Origin of the sequence: Sutcliffiella sp. NC1 (assembly GCF_027594365.1) — a bacterium.
GTDB lineage: Bacteria > Bacillota > Bacilli > Bacillales > Bacillaceae_I > Sutcliffiella > Sutcliffiella cohnii.
Map to the genome: position 1 here is coordinate 4,757,022 of NZ_CP115153.1, position 19,962 is coordinate 4,776,983.

At 38.1% G+C, this 19,962-nt stretch carries 18 protein-coding genes; 6 read left to right on the forward strand and 12 right to left on the reverse strand.

Features of this window, described 5'->3' with window-relative positions:
* Positions 1–6 precede the first annotated feature (6 nt).
* Both O1A01_RS24470 and O1A01_RS24475 read right to left on the reverse strand, forming a co-directional pair.
* A complete protein-coding gene (locus O1A01_RS24470) occupies positions 7–1,191 on the reverse strand; it encodes an acetyl-CoA C-acetyltransferase (RefSeq protein WP_270065265.1) in 1,185 nt (394 codons plus the stop codon).
* Between the two features lie 176 nt (positions 1,192–1,367).
* Positions 1,368–3,476 (reverse strand): (Fe-S)-binding protein, encoded by a 2,109-nt coding sequence (locus O1A01_RS24475; RefSeq protein WP_270065266.1) that lies wholly within the window; start codon positions 3,474–3,476, stop codon positions 1,368–1,370.
* A 356-nt stretch (positions 3,477–3,832) separates the two neighbouring features.
* On the opposite strand from O1A01_RS24475, the gene cls reads away from it, so the two are divergent.
* Together cls and uvsE are read left to right on the forward strand one after the other, a co-directional pair.
* Entirely contained in the window at positions 3,833–5,035 is a 1,203-nt protein-coding gene (gene cls / locus O1A01_RS24480) for a cardiolipin synthase (protein WP_270065267.1), read from the forward strand.
* Positions 5,036–5,053: 18 nt separating this feature from the next.
* The gene (uvsE, locus tag O1A01_RS24485) at positions 5,054–6,007 is read left to right on the forward strand and encodes a UV DNA damage repair endonuclease UvsE (RefSeq protein WP_270065268.1); all 954 of its coding nucleotides are present in this window, start codon (positions 5,054–5,056) and stop codon (positions 6,005–6,007) included.
* Positions 6,008–6,145: 138 nt separating this feature from the next.
* On the opposite strand, the gene O1A01_RS24490 is transcribed toward uvsE, so the two are convergent.
* Positions 6,146–6,316 (reverse strand): XapX domain-containing protein, encoded by a 171-nt coding sequence (locus O1A01_RS24490; protein ID WP_066420522.1) that lies wholly within the window; start codon positions 6,314–6,316, stop codon positions 6,146–6,148.
* Between the two features lie 172 nt (positions 6,317–6,488).
* Here O1A01_RS24490 and O1A01_RS24495 point away from each other — a divergent pair, with 172 nt between their 5' ends.
* Together O1A01_RS24495 and O1A01_RS24500 are read left to right on the forward strand one after the other, a co-directional pair.
* A complete protein-coding gene (locus O1A01_RS24495; protein WP_270065269.1) occupies positions 6,489–6,995 on the forward strand; it encodes an RNA polymerase sigma factor in 507 nt (168 codons plus the stop codon).
* Entirely contained in the window at positions 6,988–7,749 is a 762-nt protein-coding gene (locus tag O1A01_RS24500; RefSeq protein WP_066420518.1) for a hypothetical protein, read from the forward strand. Before O1A01_RS24495 ends, O1A01_RS24500 begins: the two co-directional genes overlap by 8 nt.
* Positions 7,750–8,197: 448 nt before the next feature.
* Here the strand turns inward: O1A01_RS24500 and argS are convergent, their stop codons facing one another.
* From argS to speE, 5 genes are all read right to left on the reverse strand, one after another.
* Entirely contained in the window at positions 8,198–9,868 is a 1,671-nt protein-coding gene (gene argS, locus O1A01_RS24505) for an arginine--tRNA ligase (RefSeq protein WP_066421579.1), read from the reverse strand.
* Entirely contained in the window at positions 9,865–10,317 is a 453-nt protein-coding gene (locus O1A01_RS24510) for a YwiB family protein (RefSeq protein WP_066421580.1), read from the reverse strand. The genes argS and O1A01_RS24510 overlap by 4 nt, the downstream gene beginning before the upstream one ends.
* Before the next feature lie 135 nt (positions 10,318–10,452).
* On the reverse strand, positions 10,453–11,625 hold the full coding sequence (tnpB, locus tag O1A01_RS24515) for an IS200/IS605 family element RNA-guided endonuclease TnpB (RefSeq protein ID WP_066421582.1): 1,173 nt from the start codon (positions 11,623–11,625) through the stop codon (positions 10,453–10,455).
* Positions 11,626–12,120: 495 nt separating this feature from the next.
* Entirely contained in the window at positions 12,121–12,993 is an 873-nt protein-coding gene (gene speB, locus O1A01_RS24520) for an agmatinase (protein ID WP_270065270.1), read from the reverse strand.
* A gap of 61 nt (positions 12,994–13,054) precedes the next feature.
* Positions 13,055–13,882 carry a spermidine synthase gene (gene speE / locus O1A01_RS24525; RefSeq protein ID WP_270065271.1) on the reverse strand — a complete coding sequence of 276 codons (828 nt, stop codon included), beginning with the start codon at positions 13,880–13,882 and terminating at the stop codon, positions 13,055–13,057.
* 221 nt (positions 13,883–14,103) lie between these two features.
* On the opposite strand from speE, the gene O1A01_RS24530 reads away from it, so the two are divergent.
* Positions 14,104–16,170: a transglycosylase domain-containing protein gene (locus O1A01_RS24530; protein WP_270065272.1), complete on the forward strand. Its 2,067-nt coding sequence runs from the start codon at positions 14,104–14,106 to the stop codon at positions 16,168–16,170.
* A gap of 501 nt (positions 16,171–16,671) precedes the next feature.
* Here O1A01_RS24530 and O1A01_RS24535 read toward each other — a convergent pair.
* Positions 16,672–17,184, reverse strand: a complete 513-nt coding sequence (locus O1A01_RS24535) for a YwhD family protein (protein WP_270065273.1) — start codon at positions 17,182–17,184, stop codon at positions 16,672–16,674.
* Positions 17,185–17,194: 10 nt separating this feature from the next.
* Complete coding sequence (locus tag O1A01_RS24540) at positions 17,195–17,869, reverse strand: site-2 protease family protein (protein ID WP_066421835.1); 675 nt, start codon at positions 17,867–17,869, stop codon at positions 17,195–17,197.
* Positions 17,870–17,957: 88 nt separating this feature from the next.
* Between O1A01_RS24540 and O1A01_RS24545 the strand changes: the two genes are divergently transcribed.
* A complete protein-coding gene (locus O1A01_RS24545) occupies positions 17,958–18,146 on the forward strand; it encodes a 2-hydroxymuconate tautomerase (RefSeq protein ID WP_066421832.1) in 189 nt (62 codons plus the stop codon).
* A 46-nt stretch (positions 18,147–18,192) separates the two neighbouring features.
* Here the strand turns inward: O1A01_RS24545 and O1A01_RS24550 are convergent, their stop codons facing one another.
* Both O1A01_RS24550 and O1A01_RS24555 read right to left on the reverse strand, forming a co-directional pair.
* Complete coding sequence (locus tag O1A01_RS24550; protein WP_270065274.1) at positions 18,193–18,645, reverse strand: GNAT family N-acetyltransferase; 453 nt, start codon at positions 18,643–18,645, stop codon at positions 18,193–18,195.
* A 15-nt stretch (positions 18,646–18,660) separates the two neighbouring features.
* The gene (locus O1A01_RS24555; protein WP_270065275.1) at positions 18,661–19,959 is read right to left on the reverse strand and encodes a DUF2254 domain-containing protein; all 1,299 of its coding nucleotides are present in this window, start codon (positions 19,957–19,959) and stop codon (positions 18,661–18,663) included.
* Positions 19,960–19,962: the final 3 nt, after the last annotated feature.

Consider the following 19,962-nt stretch of genomic DNA (forward strand, 5'->3'; position numbering starts at 1 on the left):
GCGCCTTTACCCCTTCACTTCAACTAAAATCGCATCGCCTTGGCCGCCACCGCTGCAGATGGAGGCGATCCCTAAGCCGCCGCCGCGACGTTTTAGTTCATGGATTAACGAAATAATGATGCGTGCGCCGCTTGCTCCGATTGGATGTCCAAGTGCAACTGCGCCACCGTTTACGTTTACTTTCTCTAAGTCTAGTCCTGCGATTTTAGCTGATGCTAGCGCAACTGCTGCGAATGCTTCATTTATTTCAAAGAGGTCAATCTCTTCCACTGTTTTGCTTGTTTTGCGTAGTAATTCTTCAATGACTAGTCCTGGTGTTTTTGGAAAATCCTTTGCTTCGACAGCGATGGATGCATGACCTAAAATAGTTGCCATTACTTCTTTTCCTTCTTGTGCAGCACGATCTTCACTCATTAATACAAGTGCTGCGGCTCCGTCGTTTACACCTGGTGCATTTCCAGCTGTAATCGTTCCATCGTGTCCAAATACTGGGTTTAATTTTGCTAACTTTTCTAAAGAGGTATCTTTCCGAGGTGATTCGTCTGTAGAGACCGTTATTGGATCTCCTTTTCTTTGTGGTATTTCAACTGGTACGATTTCTTGTGCCCAAACACCCTTTTCTGTTGCGGCTATTGCTCGTTCATGACTTCTAAATGACCATGCATCTTGCTCTTCACGAGATATCTCCATTTCCTTCGCAACACCGTTTCCGTATGTTCCCATATGAACACCTGTGAAGCTACATGTTAACCCGTCGTAAATCATTAAATCTTTTACTGCGCTATCACCCATACGAAGTCCCCAACGTGCTTTCGGTAAAATGTAAGGAGCATTGCTCATCGATTCCATTCCGCCAGCTACAATCACTTCTTCTTCCCCAGAGCGAATCATTAAGTCGCCTAATGTAACAGCTCTCATACCGGACGCACACACTTTATTAATTGTTTCTGTTTTCACATTCCACGGAAGCCCAGCTTTACGAGCTGCTTGACGTGAAGGAATTTGGCCTTGGCCACCTTGTAACACGGTTCCGTAAATGACTTCATCTACTGATTCAGGAGCGACTCCTGCCCGATTTAGTGCCTCTTTAATCGTAATTGCTCCAAGGTCTGATGCTGTTAATGTACTTAAACTTCCCCCATATCTACCAATCGGTGTGCGAACTCCACTAACGATAACTGTTTTCCCCATGTTTCATCCCCCGTTTTTCATATAGTTTGTTAACGCTTACAAGGTATTTTAAAAAAATATTTTTTGGATAAGGTTTCGACTGAACGCTCGCTCAGTTCCTAATCAAAGAGCATGGTGTATGTTAAAAATCAACATACACCCCTACTTTATAATATGCAATCTATTAATCTTGTATTCTATGATGCTTGCGGAGTTCCAAAAATTGCTTTTTCTAAAAGCTCTGCAACATCGTATGTGCTTACTGTTTCATCTACTTCCATCGCTTTCGTTCCGTCAGACATCATCGTTAAGCAATAAGGACATCCTGAACTGATGACGGATGGATTTACTGCTAGCGCCTGTTCTGTACGAGCAACGTTAATACGAGTACCTACTGTTTCTTCTGACCACATTAGTCCTCCACCAGCTCCACAGCACATTCCTGATTCGCGGTTACGTTCCATTTCTACTAGCTTCACACCCGGTATTGCTTTTAAAATTTCACGTGGTGGATCGTACACTTCGTTATATCTTCCTAAGTAACAAGAGTCATGGAAAGTGATCGTTTCATTAACTTCGACAGTCGGTTTTAATTTTCCTGCCTGTACGAGCTCTGCTAACACTTCTGTATGATGGAATACTTCTGCTTCTAATCCGAAGTCAGGGTATTCATTTTTAAAGATGTTATATGCATGCGGATCAATCGTAACAATTTTCTTCACTTCATTTTTCTCAAACTCTGCAATATTGTTTGTCGCTAATTCTTGGAATAAAAACTCATTTCCAAGTCGACGTGGTGTATCCCCAGAGTTTTTCTCCTTATTTCCTAAAATCGCGAACTTCACGCCAGCTTCATTTAAAAGTTTAGCAAACGCAATCGCGATCTTTTGAGAACGGTTGTCGAAAGAGCCCATTGCTCCAACCCAGAATAAATATTCGAACTCTTCCCCAGACTTTTTCATTTCTTTTACTGTTGGGATAGATACTTCTGGTGCTGCATCTCTCCAGTTTTCACGCTCTTTACGGTTTAATCCCCAAGGGTTACCTTGACGCTCGATGTTTGTCATGGCACGTTGAGCTTCTGGATCCATTTTACCTTCTGTTAATACTAAGTAACGGCGAAGGTCAATAATTTTATCAACATGCTCGTTCATAACTGGACATTGGTCTTCACAGTTACGGCAAGTTGTACACGCCCAAATTTCTTCTTCTGTAATCACATCGCCAATTAAACTTGGGCTGTATTCCATTGTTGCTGCACTTTCTTGCATTCCTTTACCTGCAGCAGCAAGTGCGATTTTGTTTCCTTCAGTGTTATTAAACGCAAAAGTTGGTACCCATGGAGTACGGGAAGTAACCGCTGCACCTGTATTCGTTAAATGGTCACGTAATTTTACGATTAAATCCATTGGGGAAAGCATTTTACCTGTTCCTGTTGCTGGACACATATTTGTACAACGTCCACATTCTACACAAGCGTATAAATCAACTAACTGATGTTGTGTAAAGTCTTCAATTCTTCCAACACCAAATGTTTCTTGTGATTCGTCTTCAAAGTCGATTTTTTCTAATTTACCTGGGCTTGATGTACGGTTAATAAATACGTTTACTGGACCAGCAATTAAATGGAAGTGCTTCGATTGTGGTACGTAAACTAAGAATGCTAATAAAATAAGTAAGTGTAGCCACCAACCTACGTAAAATAGCGTGATTGCTGTAGTTGTATTCACCCAACTAAAAAGGAATGCAAAAGCTGATGCAATTGGTTCACTCCAAGTTAGTCCATGATCATGCCAGATAAGTCCCATTCCATTTGAAAAAAGAACGGATAACATTAAACCACCGATAAAGATTAATACTAACCCAGATTTAAAGCCGCGTTTTAAACGAACTAATTTTTCAATGTAACGGCGGTGGAAAGCCCAAACAACCGCTACAAGAATCATTAAAGTTACGATTTCTTGGAAAAACGTAAAGGCAGGATATAAAGGCCCTAACGGTAAGTGAGCGTTTGGCGCTAATCCTTTAATAATTAAATCAATTGCTCCTAATTGAACTAATAGAAAGCCATAAAAGAACATAATGTGCATAATGCCACTTTTTTTATCTTTCAGTAGCTTCTTTTGGCCAAAAACGTTGACTAAAAGCTTTTCCCATCTCTCTTTAACCTTCGCGTCGAATTCTACTTTTTTCCCGAGCTTAATGTACTCGATTCTTGTACGAACAACGTATACAAAAAGAGATACTGCGTAAGCGGTTACAACTATAAATAGAATCCAGTTCGCAATTAGTAAATAAGTCGACAAGTGATGATGCCCCCTTCTTGTAGTTATTTCTATCAAATATTCTGAACTTTATTGTAATTCTATCATATAAGTGAATGAGCATTCAGTCAATATAGAAAATGAAATTCTTTTACAATTATGTATATAAGCTTTAGTTGAAAATAATGATACCTTTTCATCATTACTTAATTATTTCCAACAACAGTTAGACAAAATAAAACGGCGGTTTTCGGCTACACTAAAAGGAAGAATAAAGTGGAGCTAACAATCAGTTGGGGTTATTCCTCCCTACTAATTGTTAATTGAATGAATCGGGTTATGTCCAGGGAATTTATGGACAGTTAACACCGAGATAATTGCTGGAGGGATTACTCTATATGGTCATCATCACCGTCGTTTTGTTTGCCCTTTTTTTACTAATCATGTTGGCGATTCTCGACTTTAAATTAGGAAGAAAAAAGCATTTAGCGGAAGTAGAACATGATGTGTTCCCAAAAAGAAAGAGTAACATTTCGCTTTTTACTGATGGTGGTACTTTATTTAAACATATGTACGATGATTTACGTGAAGCAAAAGAGCATATTCATGCGCTTTTTTATATCGTACGAGAAGACCATATTAGTAAGGAGTTTTTAAGCATACTAAAAGAAAAAGCTGAAGAAGGACTCGAAGTTCGATTATTAATGGATTGGGGCGGCTCATTTAAATTTAAGAAAGAAACGGTGCAACAATTAAAAGGTAGCGGAGTGGAAGTATACTTTTGTCATCCACCTAAGTTCCCCCACCTTTTTTATAGTATAAATGAGCGTAATCACCGTAAAATTACTGTTATCGATGGAAAGATAGGATATGTAGGTGGGTATAACGTCGGAAAAGAATATGTTGGCCAAGATTCGAAAATGGGTGTATGGCGTGACTATCACTTAAAAGTTACTGGCGAAGGGGTAAAAGATTTACAATTTCAATTTTTGCAGGATTGGAAAGATGACACCGGGATTGATTTACGAAAAAATAATCAGTATTATCCGCCATTAACTCCAGGCGAAATTACACATCAGTTCATTCCTACTAATGGTGCCTTTCTAACAGAAACTTTCGTATCATTAATTAAAAAAGCGAAAAAACAAATTATTATTGCTACTCCTTATTTTATTCCGAGTGATGAATTAATCAAAGAATTGTTTAAAGCTTTAAATAGAGGGGTAAAAGTTAGTGTTTTAGTTCCTCAAAAGGAAGATCATTTACTATTACGTGATGCAGGGTTTAACTATTTCCCTGCACTTATGCAAGCAGGTGCTACGATTTATCGCTTTTATTACGGCTTTTACCACGCTAAAGTAATGGTCATTGACGAGGAGATTTGCGATATTGGAACTGCAAATTTCGATAAGCGAAGTTTGTTTTTAAACCATGAAATTAATTGTTTAATATACGATTCTGAATTTGTTCAATGTGTACTTCATGAGATTCAGGAAGATATGCATAATTCAGAAGTGTTAACACCTGATTATTTAAAGAAACGTTCTTTCTTAGCAAAAGGAAAGCAACGAGTAGCGAAAATATTATCTCCTTTATTATGAACTGGGAGGGAAAAACCGGTGCTAATTCGATTTGGCTTTGTCTCCCAATCTGTTCTCCTGTGGGAAGCATCGCCGTCCAAAACATTAACATTTACAAGATATAAACAGTTAGAAAAGGTAGAAAGAGATGCGAAGTTAAAGGAAGTTACGAAAATAAATTTACAAAACACATTACGTACCATTTATTATTGTATCGCACATGAAATTCCCGTATTTCGCTTTTCTTCCTCGCTAGTACCACTTGCTACTCATCCCGAAGTGAAGTGGGATTATTTATCTACGTTTCGAAACGATTTTCAAAAGATAGGCGACCTCGTCAAACAGTATAATATGCGGACAAGCTTTCATCCTAACCAATTTACGTTATTTACGAGTGATAAAGAACATATTACCGCGAACGCCGTAGAAGATATGATTTATCACTATGACATGTTAGATGCAATGGGATTAGGTGAAAGTGGAACGATGAATATACACGTTGGCGGGGCTTACGGGAATAAAGAAAAAGCTGTGGAACGATTTTATGAAAACATAAAAAGGCTACCAAGTGATGTTTTTTCACGAATGACGTTAGAGAATGATGATAAAACATATACAACCGAAGAAACGTTAGAAATTTGTGAAAAGCTTGGTATACCGTTGGCGTTTGATTTTCATCACGAGTTTGCCAACCCGAGTAATACAGCTTGGGAAGAGCTGTTACCACGTGTTTATAAAACGTGGGAACGACTTGGGATTGTTCCAAAAGTGCATATATCTTCTCCTATTTCCCAAACAAAAATTAGACACCATGCTGATTACGTGGATCTATCCTTTATTATGCCTTTTGTGAAAGTCGCCCTAGATATAGGACAGGATATTGACTTTATGATTGAAGCGAAACGAAAAGATGACGCCGCACTTTTACTAGCGGAAGAAATCGGAAAAATTCGTGGATTGAAGCGTGTGGCTGGAGGAATTGTGGAGGCGTGATAAAGCCGGTAATCTTTTATTGGATTACCGGCTTTTTTACATGGTGATTGTAACATGTGAAATAATTTATTGACGCACTTCAAACCTGAACCGTCCTGCCTGAGCATTACATCCTGGAAAGGACCGTTGATCTCAAGTTTACCTTGTGAATAACGGTATGATGAACTCATGTAGCTTAAAGCCTAAGTAAATACCGACGATACCGATAATTCCAGCTAATGCAGGTGGTGCAGGGATTGGTAGTCTTAACAAGGCAAAAATAAACCCTACGATTAAGCCAGTAAAAAGAGCTAAAATAACTTCCTTCATGATGACATTCCCCTTTTCTCTTTGGTGTATAGTTACAGTATCACCAAAAAGGTTCTATCTTATTGAAACCCTTTTAAATTTATCAATTTTCAAAAAGACGTTTAAAAAACTGCGATAAACAAGAAATGATATCGTCTAATTATATATAGGTAGGCAAAACAGGGGGAGTTGCATGTCTAAAGAAGAAAAAATATCTCAATGGTTTTTTGAATATAGTGATGACATTTACCAATTTTTACTGTATAAGTTGGGTTCACCTGATGTTGAAGATCTAGTTCAAGAAGTTTTCATCCGAGCGTTAAAATCGCTGAAAACATTTAAAGGTAATTCAAGTCCAAAAACATGGCTTTACTCTATTGCTAGAAATATTGCCATTGATGAAATAAGAAAACGCAAAAGGGAGAAATGGAAATCACTTTTACTATTAAATAACGAACAAAGTACGAACATGTCACCGGAAGAATTGTATTTTTTATCAGAGGAACATAAAGTACTTATCGCGACTATTTATTCTTTAAAAAGTAATTATCAAGACGTTTTAATTATGCGTGGAATGAAAGAATTAACCGTTGAAGAAACAGCTAACATTTTAGGGTGGACAGAGGAAAGAGTGCGGTCCACTCATTACCGAGCCAAGCAAGCTCTACATGCGAAGTTAGGAGGGGATAGCGTTGAATAATAAGTTGGATGATTTAGATGAAAGGTTAAAGTCGGTTCCGAAGCCTACTTTAAAGCTAGAGCTCAAGCAAAAAATGCACGAAAAAATTATAAGTCCAAAAGAAGCAATGACCGATAAAATTTTAGCTTTCTTATTGTCGATCATTTTTATTTGGATTGGGTTTATGATTACCGGAAATACAGTTGAACGGTTTATTTTTTATCCTTTGGATCCTCTAATAACTAATGAGTCTATTTACAAAGGGATTACAACGTTATTAACAATCATCATCATACTATTAGTTTTTATTCTATCCTACTGGCTAGCATGTAAAGTGAGCGATTACGTTACAACATTTAGATGGAGTTTTTCCATTAAAGTTTTATTAGTACTCGTGCTCATTTTGCTAGTAAGCCATAAACTTTTTGCTCCGTATTTTTATACTGAACAATATTTAAAAAGTCGTGCGGAATCAGTTATCCAAATGGAATACGATCTCTATGATGAAAACTTATCACAAGAAGAATTTAATAAAAAAGCTAAAAAAGTGTACGGAATGGACCGTGTTTTAACAGATCATTACAAAAGAGATGTTGAGCTTATCGAGTTAAATGAAATTAGCTTTGAGCGAAGATACGCACGGTTTATTTACAAAGTAGCCGTTACTGAAAAAGTGACCATTAACGGTAAAGAGGAGCTGAGTACAAACATATACAAGTACGAATTCTACTCTAAAAATGGATTATTTTACTTGAATGGGTGGAGCATGAATTAGGAGTCAGTGTTGTCACTGACCCCTTTTGTGCTGCTTTTCCGCCTATGTGCCTAAGCGGCCAATTTATGTGTATTACATAAATTAAAACCTGTCAGTGATAAATAAAATGAGTCCGGTGATAAATAAATTCAAGTCATTGATAAATAAAACGAGTTCGGTGATAAATAAATTCATCTCATTGATAAATAAACTGAGTTCGGTGATAAATAAATTCATCTCATTGATAAATAAACTGAGTTCGGTGATAAATAAATTCATCTCATTGATAAATAAACTGAGTTCGGTGATAAATAAATTCATCTCATTGATAAATAAACTGAGTTCGGTGATAAATAAAACGAGTTCGGTGATGAATATAATCACGTTGTTGTTAAATAAACTACTCAAACGAACCGATATTGAGAAAAAACCCTCCACCAACAACCGGCAGAAGGCTTTCCTGATAAGATTACATTTGCTCTGGAGCTGATACTCCGATTAGTTTTAGTGCGTCTTTCATTGTAATTTGAACAGCTTTCATTAATGCTAAACGAGCTGTAGATTTTTCTTTATTGTCTGCATCTAATACTTTTTCGGCATTGTAGAAGCTATGAAGTGCAGATGCTAAATCAAAAATGTAGTTCGTTATGCGGTGTGGAATACGTTTTTGTGCCGCTTCACTTACCGCTAATGGGTATTCTCCTAATTTCTTAAGCAAGTCCATTTCTTTTTCAGAAGAAACATGCTGTAATTCTAATTCGCCGTCCAGTGAAAGTCCTAGCTCTTCTCCTTGGCGAAGCATGCTGCAAATACGAGCATGTGCATATTGTGCATAGAATACTGGGTTTTCATTCGATTGAGATACAGCAAGGTCCATATCAAAGTCCATATGCGTGTCGGCACTGCGCATTGCGAAGAAGTAACGAACTGCATCAAGACCTACTTCTTCCATTAGGTCACGCATCGTTACTGCCTTTCCTGTACGCTTACTCATTTTCATCTTTTCGCCGTTTTGGAATAAGTGCACGAGCTGAATAATTTCCACTTCTAATGCATCTTTACCAAAACCAAGCGCTTCAATCGCAGCTTTCATACGCGGAATATACCCGTGATGGTCTGCTCCCCAAATGTTGATTAATTTATCATGTCCACGCTTTAGTTTATCTTGGTGGTACGCGATATCTGGCGTTAAGTACGTGTAAGAGCCGTCATTTTTAATTAATACACGGTCTTTGTCATCACCATATGTCGTAGAACGGAACCATGTTGCTCCTTCTTCTTCATAGATGTGACCTTGTTCACGTAATGTCGCTAATGCCTCATCGATTTTCCCGTTATTATATAGGGATGTTTCAGAATACCAAACATCAAAACTCACACGGAACTCTTCTAAATCTTTTTGCAGTTTACCCATTTCATACTTCAAGCCGTATTCACGGAAAAACTTCAGACGGTCCTCTTCGGATTCGTGAACAAACTTATCGCCGAATTCCTCTTTTAATGTTTTTCCAATTTCGATAATGTCCGCACCATGGTAACCATCTTCTGGCATTTCTTTATCCATACCGAGCGCTTGGAAGTAGCGAGCTTCTACAGAAAGAGCTAAGTTGTTAATTTGGTTACCAGCATCGTTAATGTAATACTCTCTCGTTACGTCATAGCCTGCTTTTTCTAAAACGTTACATAAAGAATCACCAACTGCCGCACCACGCGCATGACCTAAATGTAAGTTCCCTGTAGGGTTAGCAGAAACGAACTCGACATTCACTTTCTCCCCTTGTCCTACATTTGTTTTTCCGTAATCTGTGCCTTGGTCAAGAATTGTTGGGATTAAATCTGTTAGGTAAGAATTGTTCATGTAGAAGTTAATGAAACCTGGTCCTGCAATATCAATTTTCTCAATAGATGCTTTTGATTGGTCAAAGTTGTTTACGATTTCCTCTGCAATCATACGCGGTGCTTTTTTTGCTACACGTGCTAGTTGCATCGCCATATTCGTAGAGTAGTCCCCGTTTGCTTTTTCTTTCGGTGTTTCTAATACAACGGAAGGGATTTGCTCTTCCGTTGCAAGACCTGCTTTTATTACGGATTGTTTTATTTCTTCTTTTAAACGTTCTTGCACTTGTTCTACTATGTTCATATTGATGAAACCTCCTCATAATGTAACGTAATAAAGTATGTACCCGCTGATTGACCGTGTACGGTTAACTCGTATTCCATTTGGAACGATCCCCGTTTATTTATGTCATCCTTCATGAGCGTCATTTTATTCGTTTCAATCGTAAGCTGAAATGTACCAAGTTCATTTTCATATATACCAGCCGTTTGTTCCCCAAGGCGGTATGTTTGCCTCATTTTAATCGCACCTGCACGACTTACCCACGCTTCTTGGTCCGATAGTTTATAAATAACGTTCACTGTTCCGACAGAAGGTTGCTCCTCCGTAAAAACTATAAACATTTGATTCCCTTTTATGTAGTAATGTCCTTCTGTTTGAAAAGAAATAACTTCTTTTTCACCTTCATGATGTATTTCTGATCTAAATGAAATATTAATAGGGATTTTTTCTCCCTCAACATGTTTTCTCATAAATTACACGTCCTATTAAATGCTTTGTTTCTATCATTCATTATAACCTTATAAGTTTGAACTACTCCACCTTTATTTCTTACGAAATTTGAAGATGGAGATTCCTAAGAACACCAGCGTAACCGCTAGTTTTGATTAGGCTATCCCCGTCGCACCTACGGTTAGAAGTCTTATCGCTTCATTTCTAAGATTTTGTCCTGCGTTAACATCTCTTTGGTGATGGACTCCACACTTGCACGTCCACTCACGCAAATTCAGATCTTTAACGTCTTTGTTTTTGTTGCCACAATTCGAACACAGCTGAGAGCTGGGGAAGGCTTTACTTACTTCCACTACGGTCTTACCGTACCATTCAGCCTTGTACGTTAACATGGTCTTGAATTGATACCATGATACATCAGCAATGGATTTAGCAGTCTTCTTGTTTTTCATCATGTTCGTTACATGCAGACTCTCGATTCCGATAACATCGTGGTTTTTGATGATATCCGTAGAGGTCTTATGCAAGAAATCTGTACGTGCATTTTTGATTTTTTCATGAATACGAGCAACCTTTTTTCTTTGTTTATGCCAGTTGCTTGAACCAATGACCCGCCTCGATAGAATTTGTTGGGCTTTTATCAGCTTTTGTTCTAATGACTTAAAATAGCGGTTGTTTCTGTATATCGTCCCATCCGCAAGGGTAGCAAAAGCTTTTATTCCTAAATCAACGCCTGTTTGAGAGTTTGTTTTTGGTAGTTGAACGACTTCTACTTCCGCAAGTATAGACACAAAGTATTTTCCACTTGGGTTGCGCCTTATCGTCGCATTGATAATTCGACCATCTACTTCACGACTTTTCGCAAACCGAACTAGACCAAGTTTAGGAAGCTTGATGTGTTTATCAAGAACGGCAATATTTTTGTTGGTTTGCTTAGTGGTATAGGATTGTACCTTGTTCTTCTTGCTTTTAAACGTAGGCGCTTTATTTTGATTCTTGTAATACCGTTGATACGAATCTGCTAAATTTTCAACGGACTTTTGAAGGGAAATACTGTCCACTTCTTTTAAGAAAGGATAGTACTCTTTTAACTGGCGAACCGCCTTAATGGAATCATATTTATTGAAAAAGTCACCTTTCCAGTTGTTAGATGGTAACTGCCCGTTTTGTTTCATTTCCTCTACGATGTGCCAATAAGCGTCCTTTTGCTTCTGTTTAGCAAGGAAGAAATTGAACACGAATCTGGAACAACCTATCGTCTTATTGATTAACTCCATTTGTCTTTGATTAGGGAAGATACGAAATTTATACCCCTTTTTGACTAGCATGAACTCACCTCACCATCTAGGAACATACGTTCTAATTATACCATGACAGTGAGTGTTTTGGCTATCGCCAAACGACATTCATCTCCCCCTTATCGCTGAGCTAAGGCTCTTCACGCGATTGAAGAGGGAGTCTTCTGTCGGAAAACGATAAAAATCGAGAGAAACTCTTATAAATTTTTAATAAGTTTTTTATTAGGGAAATTTGAACACTTATTTAGGAGAGGTAGTCTAGGACATAATAAACTATTTGCTGCCTGCACTCTTCTAGTATCCCTATTGCATTTAATCAACAGAAAGTGAACCCCCACCCATTGACCTGATAAATCAAATACGGGTGAGGGTTCGCTTTCGACACATACCTATTGTTTTCGTGTTCGGGGGGATCTCCTCAGAACACATGCTGGTTAAGAATGCTCGCAAAATTCTCGGTTTTTTAATTATTATACTTTTTAAAAGGTTAATTAATTACCCAAGCCATAAAAGAGTCTATTTTCTTTATTTCACAAACCCCAAGATCATTTCTCTTATTATTTTACTAGCTGTGTTTGCTGTTTGTTCAGAAGCATCATATATTGGAGCAACTTCTACTAAGTCACAGCCAACGACGTTCACTTCTGAATTAGCGATTGCATGAATAGAAGCAAGTAGTTCACGAGATGTTATTCCACCTGCGTCTACTGTTCCAGTGCCTGGTGCATGAGCAGGGTCAAGAACATCAATGTCGATTGTTACATAAACTGGACGACCAGCTAACGTTGGAAGAATCTCTTTTAACGGCTCTAACACTTCGAATTTCGAAATGTGCATACCTACTTCCTTCGCCCATTGGAATTCTTCTTTCATACCAGAACGAATTCCGAAAGAATACACATTCGTTGGGCCAATATGGTCAGCAATTTTTTTAATTGGTGTAGAGTGAGATAACGGCTCCCCTTCATAATGGTCGCGTAAATCTGTATGAGCATCCATATGAATGATCGCTAGATTAGGATATTTTTTTGCCACAGCTTTCATGACAGGCCAAGATACTAAATGCTCTCCTCCCATACCGAGTGGGAATTTCCCTGCAGCCATTAAACCATCAATATATTCTTCAATCATATCAATACTTTTTTGCGGATTTCCGAACGGTAATGGTATATCTCCCGCATCAAAATATTTTACTTCTTCTAGTTCACGGTCTAAATACGGACTATATTCTTCTAATCCGATAGATACTTCACGAATACGAGATGGACCAAAACGAGATCCCGGACGATAGCTAACTGTCCAATCCATCGGCATACCGTAAATAACCGCTTGGCTTTCCTCATAGTTCGGATGACTTTTTATAAAAACATTACCTGAATAAGCTTCATCAAAACGCATGTTTAGGAACCTCCTCATAATAGGGGTCAGTAGTTGCCCTGACCCCCAATACTTTTTCTATTTATTTTGTTAAATCTGCAACAAACTTCGGTAATACGAATGCTGCTTTATGAAGTTCTTTTGTATAGTATTTTGTATCAATTTCATGGAAGCGATCATCACTAACTTCTAGTGGATCATATTTTTTAGAACCGATTGTAAATGTCCACATGCCACTTGGATACGTAGGGATGTTCGCAATGTAAAGACGTGTAATTGGGAAGATTTCACGAACATCGCGTTGAACGTTGCGAATTAAATCTGGTGTAAACCATGGGTTGTCCGACTGAGCAACAAATACACCGTCTTCTTTTAACGCTCTAGAGATTCCTGCATAGAAACCTTTTGTGAATAAGTTTACTGCTGGTCCTACTGGCTCTGTAGAATCAACCATAATAACGTCATACTTATTTTCACTTTCTGCAATATGCATAAAGCCGTCGCCTACTTGTACGTCTACACGAGGATCGTCTAATTTTCCAGCAATTTCAGGTAAGAACTTTTTAGAGTACTCGATTACTTTTCCATCAATATCTACTAGTGTTGCTTTTTTCACACTAGGATGTTTTAACACTTCACGAATTACTCCTCCGTCTCCACCACCTACAACTAGTACGTTTTCTGGATTTGGATGTGTGAATAACGGAACGTGTGCTACCATTTCGTGATATACCCACTCGTCCTTTTGTGAAGTCATGACCATTCCATCTAGTAATAACATATTTCCGAACTCTTCTGTTTCTACCATATCAAGCTTTTGAAAATCCGTTTGTTCTGTATGTAAAGTCTTGTTGATTTTCATTGTAATTCCAAAGTTTTCTGTTTGTTTTTCAGTAAACCATAATCCCATTTTATTCAATCTTCCTTTCTCGTTATCGTATCTATTTCTTCATTTACTATCGTTCCCCAACGAACAACATTAAAACAATTTTCATGTAACAAGAAAAAAGTATAGATGAAACTATCAAAAATTCAAGAAAAATATTTTATTTTCATAAAAAAATGTTTAAAAGGGGCGAAACCTTTTCATACTAAAAGTATTAGTATGCCTTTTGGAGGGTACAAAAAACGATGGAAATTATAACTAATGACCGGCTACAGTCGTGGATCAAATATATTCGTGCTTTTCTTTTTATTTCCTTAATCCTATTAATCTCCTTCTTTCTGTTTATCGGATCTATTTTTATATATGCAAAATCAAAAGGAGCTCCTCCACTTTGGGTAACGCAATCGTCTATCATTTATGCTAGTGATGGATCGATTATTGGAGAAGCACATAATGGAGAAAAACGTTATTGGGTTAGTTTAGAAGACATTTCTCCAAACGTCATTGACGCTACGCTCGCCGTTGAAGACCGTCGTTTTTATGAACATAGTGGCTTTGACTATCGTCGTATTGTTGGTGCGATTTTAGCGGATATAAAAGCTAGAGCAAAAGTACAAGGTGCAAGTACGATTACGCAACAATATGCCCGCAACTTATTTTTAAATCACGAAAAAACTGTTACGAGAAAATGGAATGAAGCTTTATACACGATTCGACTTGAGGCGAATTACTCAAAAGATGAAATATTAGAAGGATATTTAAATACAATCTATTACGGCCACGGTGCGTACGGTATTGAGTCAGCCGCTCATTACTACTTTGGGAAAACTGCTAGTGAGTTAACGTTAGCAGAAGCTAGTATGCTTGCCGGCATTCCTAAGGGACCAAATATTTTCTCTCCATTTATTAATGAAGAACGAGCTGAAGCACGACAACGGGTTGTGTTACAGTCAATGGTCGCAAACGGCAACATATCTGAAACCTTAGCAAAAGAAGCTGCCGAACATTCGTTACAGTTTGGAGAACGCGAGCATTTACCGACAGAGTATATGGCTCCTTATTTTCAAGACGCTGTCCGCTCGGTGCTTCGTAATGAGTTAGGGTTAGGAGAAGAGCTAGTAAAAGGTGGACTACACATTTACACTACGTTAAATCCAAGGCTACAACATATTGCCGAACAGCAAATTGCCGAAGAATTTGATGAGGAATCTGACATTCAAGTTGGGTTTATCGCGATGGATCCACAATCAGGTAGAGTAGAAGCTTTAGTAGGTGGACGAGATTATGAAGAAAGTCCGTTTAACCGTGTAACGCAAGCGATGCGTCAGCCAGGATCGACGTTTAAACCGTTACTATATTATCAAGCGCTAGAAAATGGGTTTACTCCTTCGACTCCGTTTCGAAGTGAGCGAACAACGTTTCAGTTTGATAACGGGCGGGCTAGCTATACGCCTCATAATTACAAAGACTATTATGCAAATAGCGAAGTGCCGCTCATGCAGGCATTGCCAGTTTCAGATAACATTTACGCTGTGAAAACGCATTTATATTTAGGAGAAGAGCAGCTATTAGAAACAGCTAGAAAATTCGGTATTCACTCCCCTTTACAAGCAGTACCTGCGCTAGCACTAGGGAGTTCACCCGTTCAAGTGATTGAAATGGCGAATGCGTTTAGTATGCTTGCTAATGGTGGTACGAATGTTACTCCTATTTTTATTGATAAAATTGTCAATTACCGTGGAGAAGTTTTATTTGAAAGTTCACCAGAAAAGGAAAGAGTGTTAGACCCTGATATTACATTTGTGTTAAATCATATGATGACTGGAATGTTTGACCGTCGCTTAAATGGATATATGTCTGTTACTGGTAATAGTCTCGTTTCGCAACTTTCTAGACCGTATGCCGGGAAGTCTGGAACAACACCGACAGATAGTTGGATGATTGGCTATACACCAGAGCTATTAAGTGCAGTTTGGACAGGATATGATCAAAATCAACCACTTCAACAACGAGAGCAACGATATACGAAAAATATATGGGCAGAGTTTATGGAGGAAGCACTAGAAGAAAAGTCCGTTACAGTGTTTCGTCCAACAGATGGTGTGGTAGGAGTACAAGTAAACCCAGAGAGTGGCTTACTAGCAAGTAAAGAGTGTCCTGGTTCTCGCTTAACTTATTACGTGAAAGGGACAGAGCCAACCGAATACTGTCAAAAGCACGGCGAAGAAACTGAACAACAAATTGAACAACTAGAAAAACGTGAACAAGAAGGCGGAAAATCATGGTGGCAAAAATTCATCCCTTGGCTATAAGAAAAGCGGAGGGCGCTCGTTTAGCGGCGACAAGCACAGGGCAAGCGCTGTAGAAGGGCGCTTTTTGCCCTTCGGAAGCGATTGACTTGTGACCTCGAGCCGCTAGCGCCCGGAGCTAGACAATAAGAAAAGCGCAGGCGGCTCGTTCTGGCCCGACAAGCATAAGACAGGCGCTGCAGGTGGGCGCTTTTTGCCCACCGGAAGTGACTGGCTTATGACCTCGAGGGCCAAGCCGCCGGAGCTAGACAGAAGAAAAGCTGAGGCGGCTCGATCAGGCCCGTACAAACTGGACCATTCCGAACAGAAATACATGCACGTGAGAGATTCTCCTTAACAAAAGTAAAAACCCCGAGATTAAAAATCTCGGGGTTTTTAGTGTCCTAGTTTCCATGTGATACCACATGTAAGTTTAGTTTACTTTTTTTACTACAATAACTCAAGTAGGTTAGAAGGACGTTCAATAATCTGTCACATATTTTTTCTCAGAAAGGTATTGACAACCTATTCTACGGCTAATCCGTTTTTTAATTCCTCACTTGAGCGCTCCCACAAACCTGGTTCATGATTGATTAAATAGTTTTTCAAAATAGTTTTAGACCGATCATCCATAAAGTCGACCATTATATGGCGCTTCATCGATTTATCCATTTTATTCACATGCTCTGGTAACGATTTATAGCCACGACGCGCCTCACGATCAACTGTCATTTCGCACGCGGTGACACCTGCATAATATGGGCCTTCTTGTTTACGATCAATCGTCACCCATACGAGCCAATATAGCTTTGGATTTGGTACTTCATCTCGATTCGGAATAAACTTAATTCCTTTTTCTACCGTGCTTCTTGCATGCATAGCACCGATATCTACAAACGCTTCCCCAGCTTCGACATCTACAAACACAGGTGAAACATTTTCTAAACTAAGCGCTCCAACACCAAACCCTTTATGGCCATCTGTTGGGTCATTTTTTATAATATTAAAGCCAATTGGTTTCTTTTTCTTTTCCATCAAAAATTCCTCCTTACAGCATTAAAAGTGTTGCTAGAAAATCAAAAATTCCTTTTTCAATTGTCGGATAAACGGTGCTAAAAAGTAGTCCAATCGTAACATCATATAGTGGCCTAATAAGTACTAACGCTAAGAAAAAAATCATTCCGAACGGTTCTAATTTTGTTAATTGTGGTCGTACCCTATTTGGAACTAAATCATGAATTATTCGATAACCGTCTAACGGTGGAATTGGTAGCAAGTTAAATATAAATAAGATTATATTTAACATAACAAACACCGAAAAGAACGTTTCAATTGCTCTCCAAGCTGTCGCAGAGACCGTTTCATATAGCCCAAACTTGATAAGGACTAGGAATAAAAACGCTCCAATAATTGCTAAAAATAGGTTACTTAAAGGTCCAGCAATCGATACTAAAACACCTGCAAGTCGAGGGCGTTTAAAGAAAAAACGATTAACAGGCACTGGTTTTGCCCACCCAAAGCCGACTAAGAAAATTAAAATTGTTCCTAATGGATCTAAATGAGCCATCGGCGATAACGTTAATCGACCTTGTTTAGCTGCTGTTGAATCTCCAAATTTATACGCAACAAAAGCATGAGCGTATTCATGAAGTGTAAATGCAAAAATTAACGTAATAGCGACAAATGGAATGAGTTCGAGTGGAAAAGCTAAAAAACCTTCCAAAGTTGTTCCCCTTTTCTATACCTTTTTCTTCTTTCAGTATACAATATTTAGTGATAAGAAAGAAACTTTCATAATAGGAGGATTTACTATGCCATACGTTACAGTAAAAATGCTAGAAGGTCGTTCAGAAGAACAAAAAAGAGCGCTCGTTGAAAAAGTAACCGCTGCTGTTAGCGAGACTACTGGTGCTTCTGAAGATAAAGTAGTTGTATTCATCGAAGAAATGTCTAAAAACCATTATGCTATTGGTGGCAAACGTTTAAGCGACGAAGCATAACATTACCAGTGCCTAGCTCCTCCATATTGAAGTTGCTAGGCCGATTTTATAATTCTTGAGCTAACCTAACCATATCCCTACAAACAATTCCATTTTCAATAATTGTTTGATTATATTCAGCAAAATAATCTTTTATAATATGTTCCATCCTAAACCCTAATTTTTGATACAGTGCTAGTTGGTCTAAACTCGAATTACCGGTTCCAACTTCTATTCGTTTATAACCCGCTTGCCTAGCTGTATGTAAACTATGCTCCACTAACCTTTTCCCAATACCTTTTCCTTGCCAGTCTTCACTAACAGCAATATTAATAAGTTCTGTCGTTATTTCATTTATTTGAATTCGTACATAAACACCTACGACATGATTATTTATTTCTGCTATGTACATTTCACCCTTTTGATAATATTCCTTCACCTTTTGCTCAGATGGATCTGCCAGCAATAATAAATCCATCGGTACAATTTCCCCTTGCTCCCACTTTCGAATACTTTCCATCCCATTTTTCCCCTTTTAAATATTTAATACTTTAGTTAAGTGCTGTTTTAACGACGTTAACCTTTTACAATCTAAAGGATGTAGTCCCTCTTCTTTTATAACAGCTGTTAAATATTCCGACATAACAAGTAGCTTTTTCTTCGTAGGTTGATTACTACCTTCTCCAACTAATATAAAACATTCTAATATAGTAAACATAACAGAAAGATCCTCTTTTCCATAGTTTCTAATTTGATAGAATGTCGTATATAGTAAGTCCTCTAAAGTTTTAACCGGGATTGCTACTTTTTCTACTCCTTTGTCATTACAGTATAGCTCCATATTTGCATCCACTTTCGCATACGTTAATATTAGCTTACTCATATAACGAATACAGCTATTTGCCGTGTTCGGATCATTAATACCTGGTGAAATTGCCCGAAGTGCCACTTCTACTAATTTTTGAAGAGCAAAGCTTTCATCCTGAATTGGTGTTCGCTCTGTACCCACGACAACTGCCTTATAAAGCTCCTCTTCCTTTATTTTTTGGGGCTCTTTTAAAAAGTAGATGGAACATATATCGCTATGCTCCGTCACGAAATCACCAATTTGCTTGTGAAATTCAATAAATAAATGGTACTTTTCTGCTAAGCCTATCCATTGCTCTACATCGATCAATTGTATATAACCTGTACTTGGGGCTTTTATGTTTTTTATATCGGAGAAATAAAAATGATCAACATTTAATTGCTCCTTATATTTAAGCTTTCCTTCTAACCTCCACTGCTCCTTGCGCTCCATTCTTTCTAAACCTTCTTGCACGAGTTTTTCAATAAGTTTACTTACTTGAATAGAGTTAGCAACATGTTGGATAAAAATAACGAAAATTCCTAAGCATAAAACAGCTAATAGGACACCTACAAATGCCGCTATTACCGGCTGGTCATCAAACCATTCTCGCATAAATAAAAGTGCTAGAATAGAATACAAAAAACCGCCAATAAAAATACCTAACACACGTAACGTTTTACGGTCTGTTATAAAATCTTGGAGAGTTCGCGGGGAAAATTGTGTAGAGTATGTCGTTAATACAACCATGATTGTAGAAAACGTAATAGTCGTCATCGTTAACAACGCGGTTGCAATGGCAGCTAGTGTTGTTTTCGCTAACTCAACGTTTGTAAAAAACAATTTTGGTAAATGATTCATTAATTTAGGGGCAAGGAAAATATCAAACATTACAACTAGAACTGTTAGTATAATGCTTAAAGAAGCGTATAGAGTTGGAATATACCAAATGCTTTTTCGAACTCTCAACAAAAATTTGTCGCCCATGAT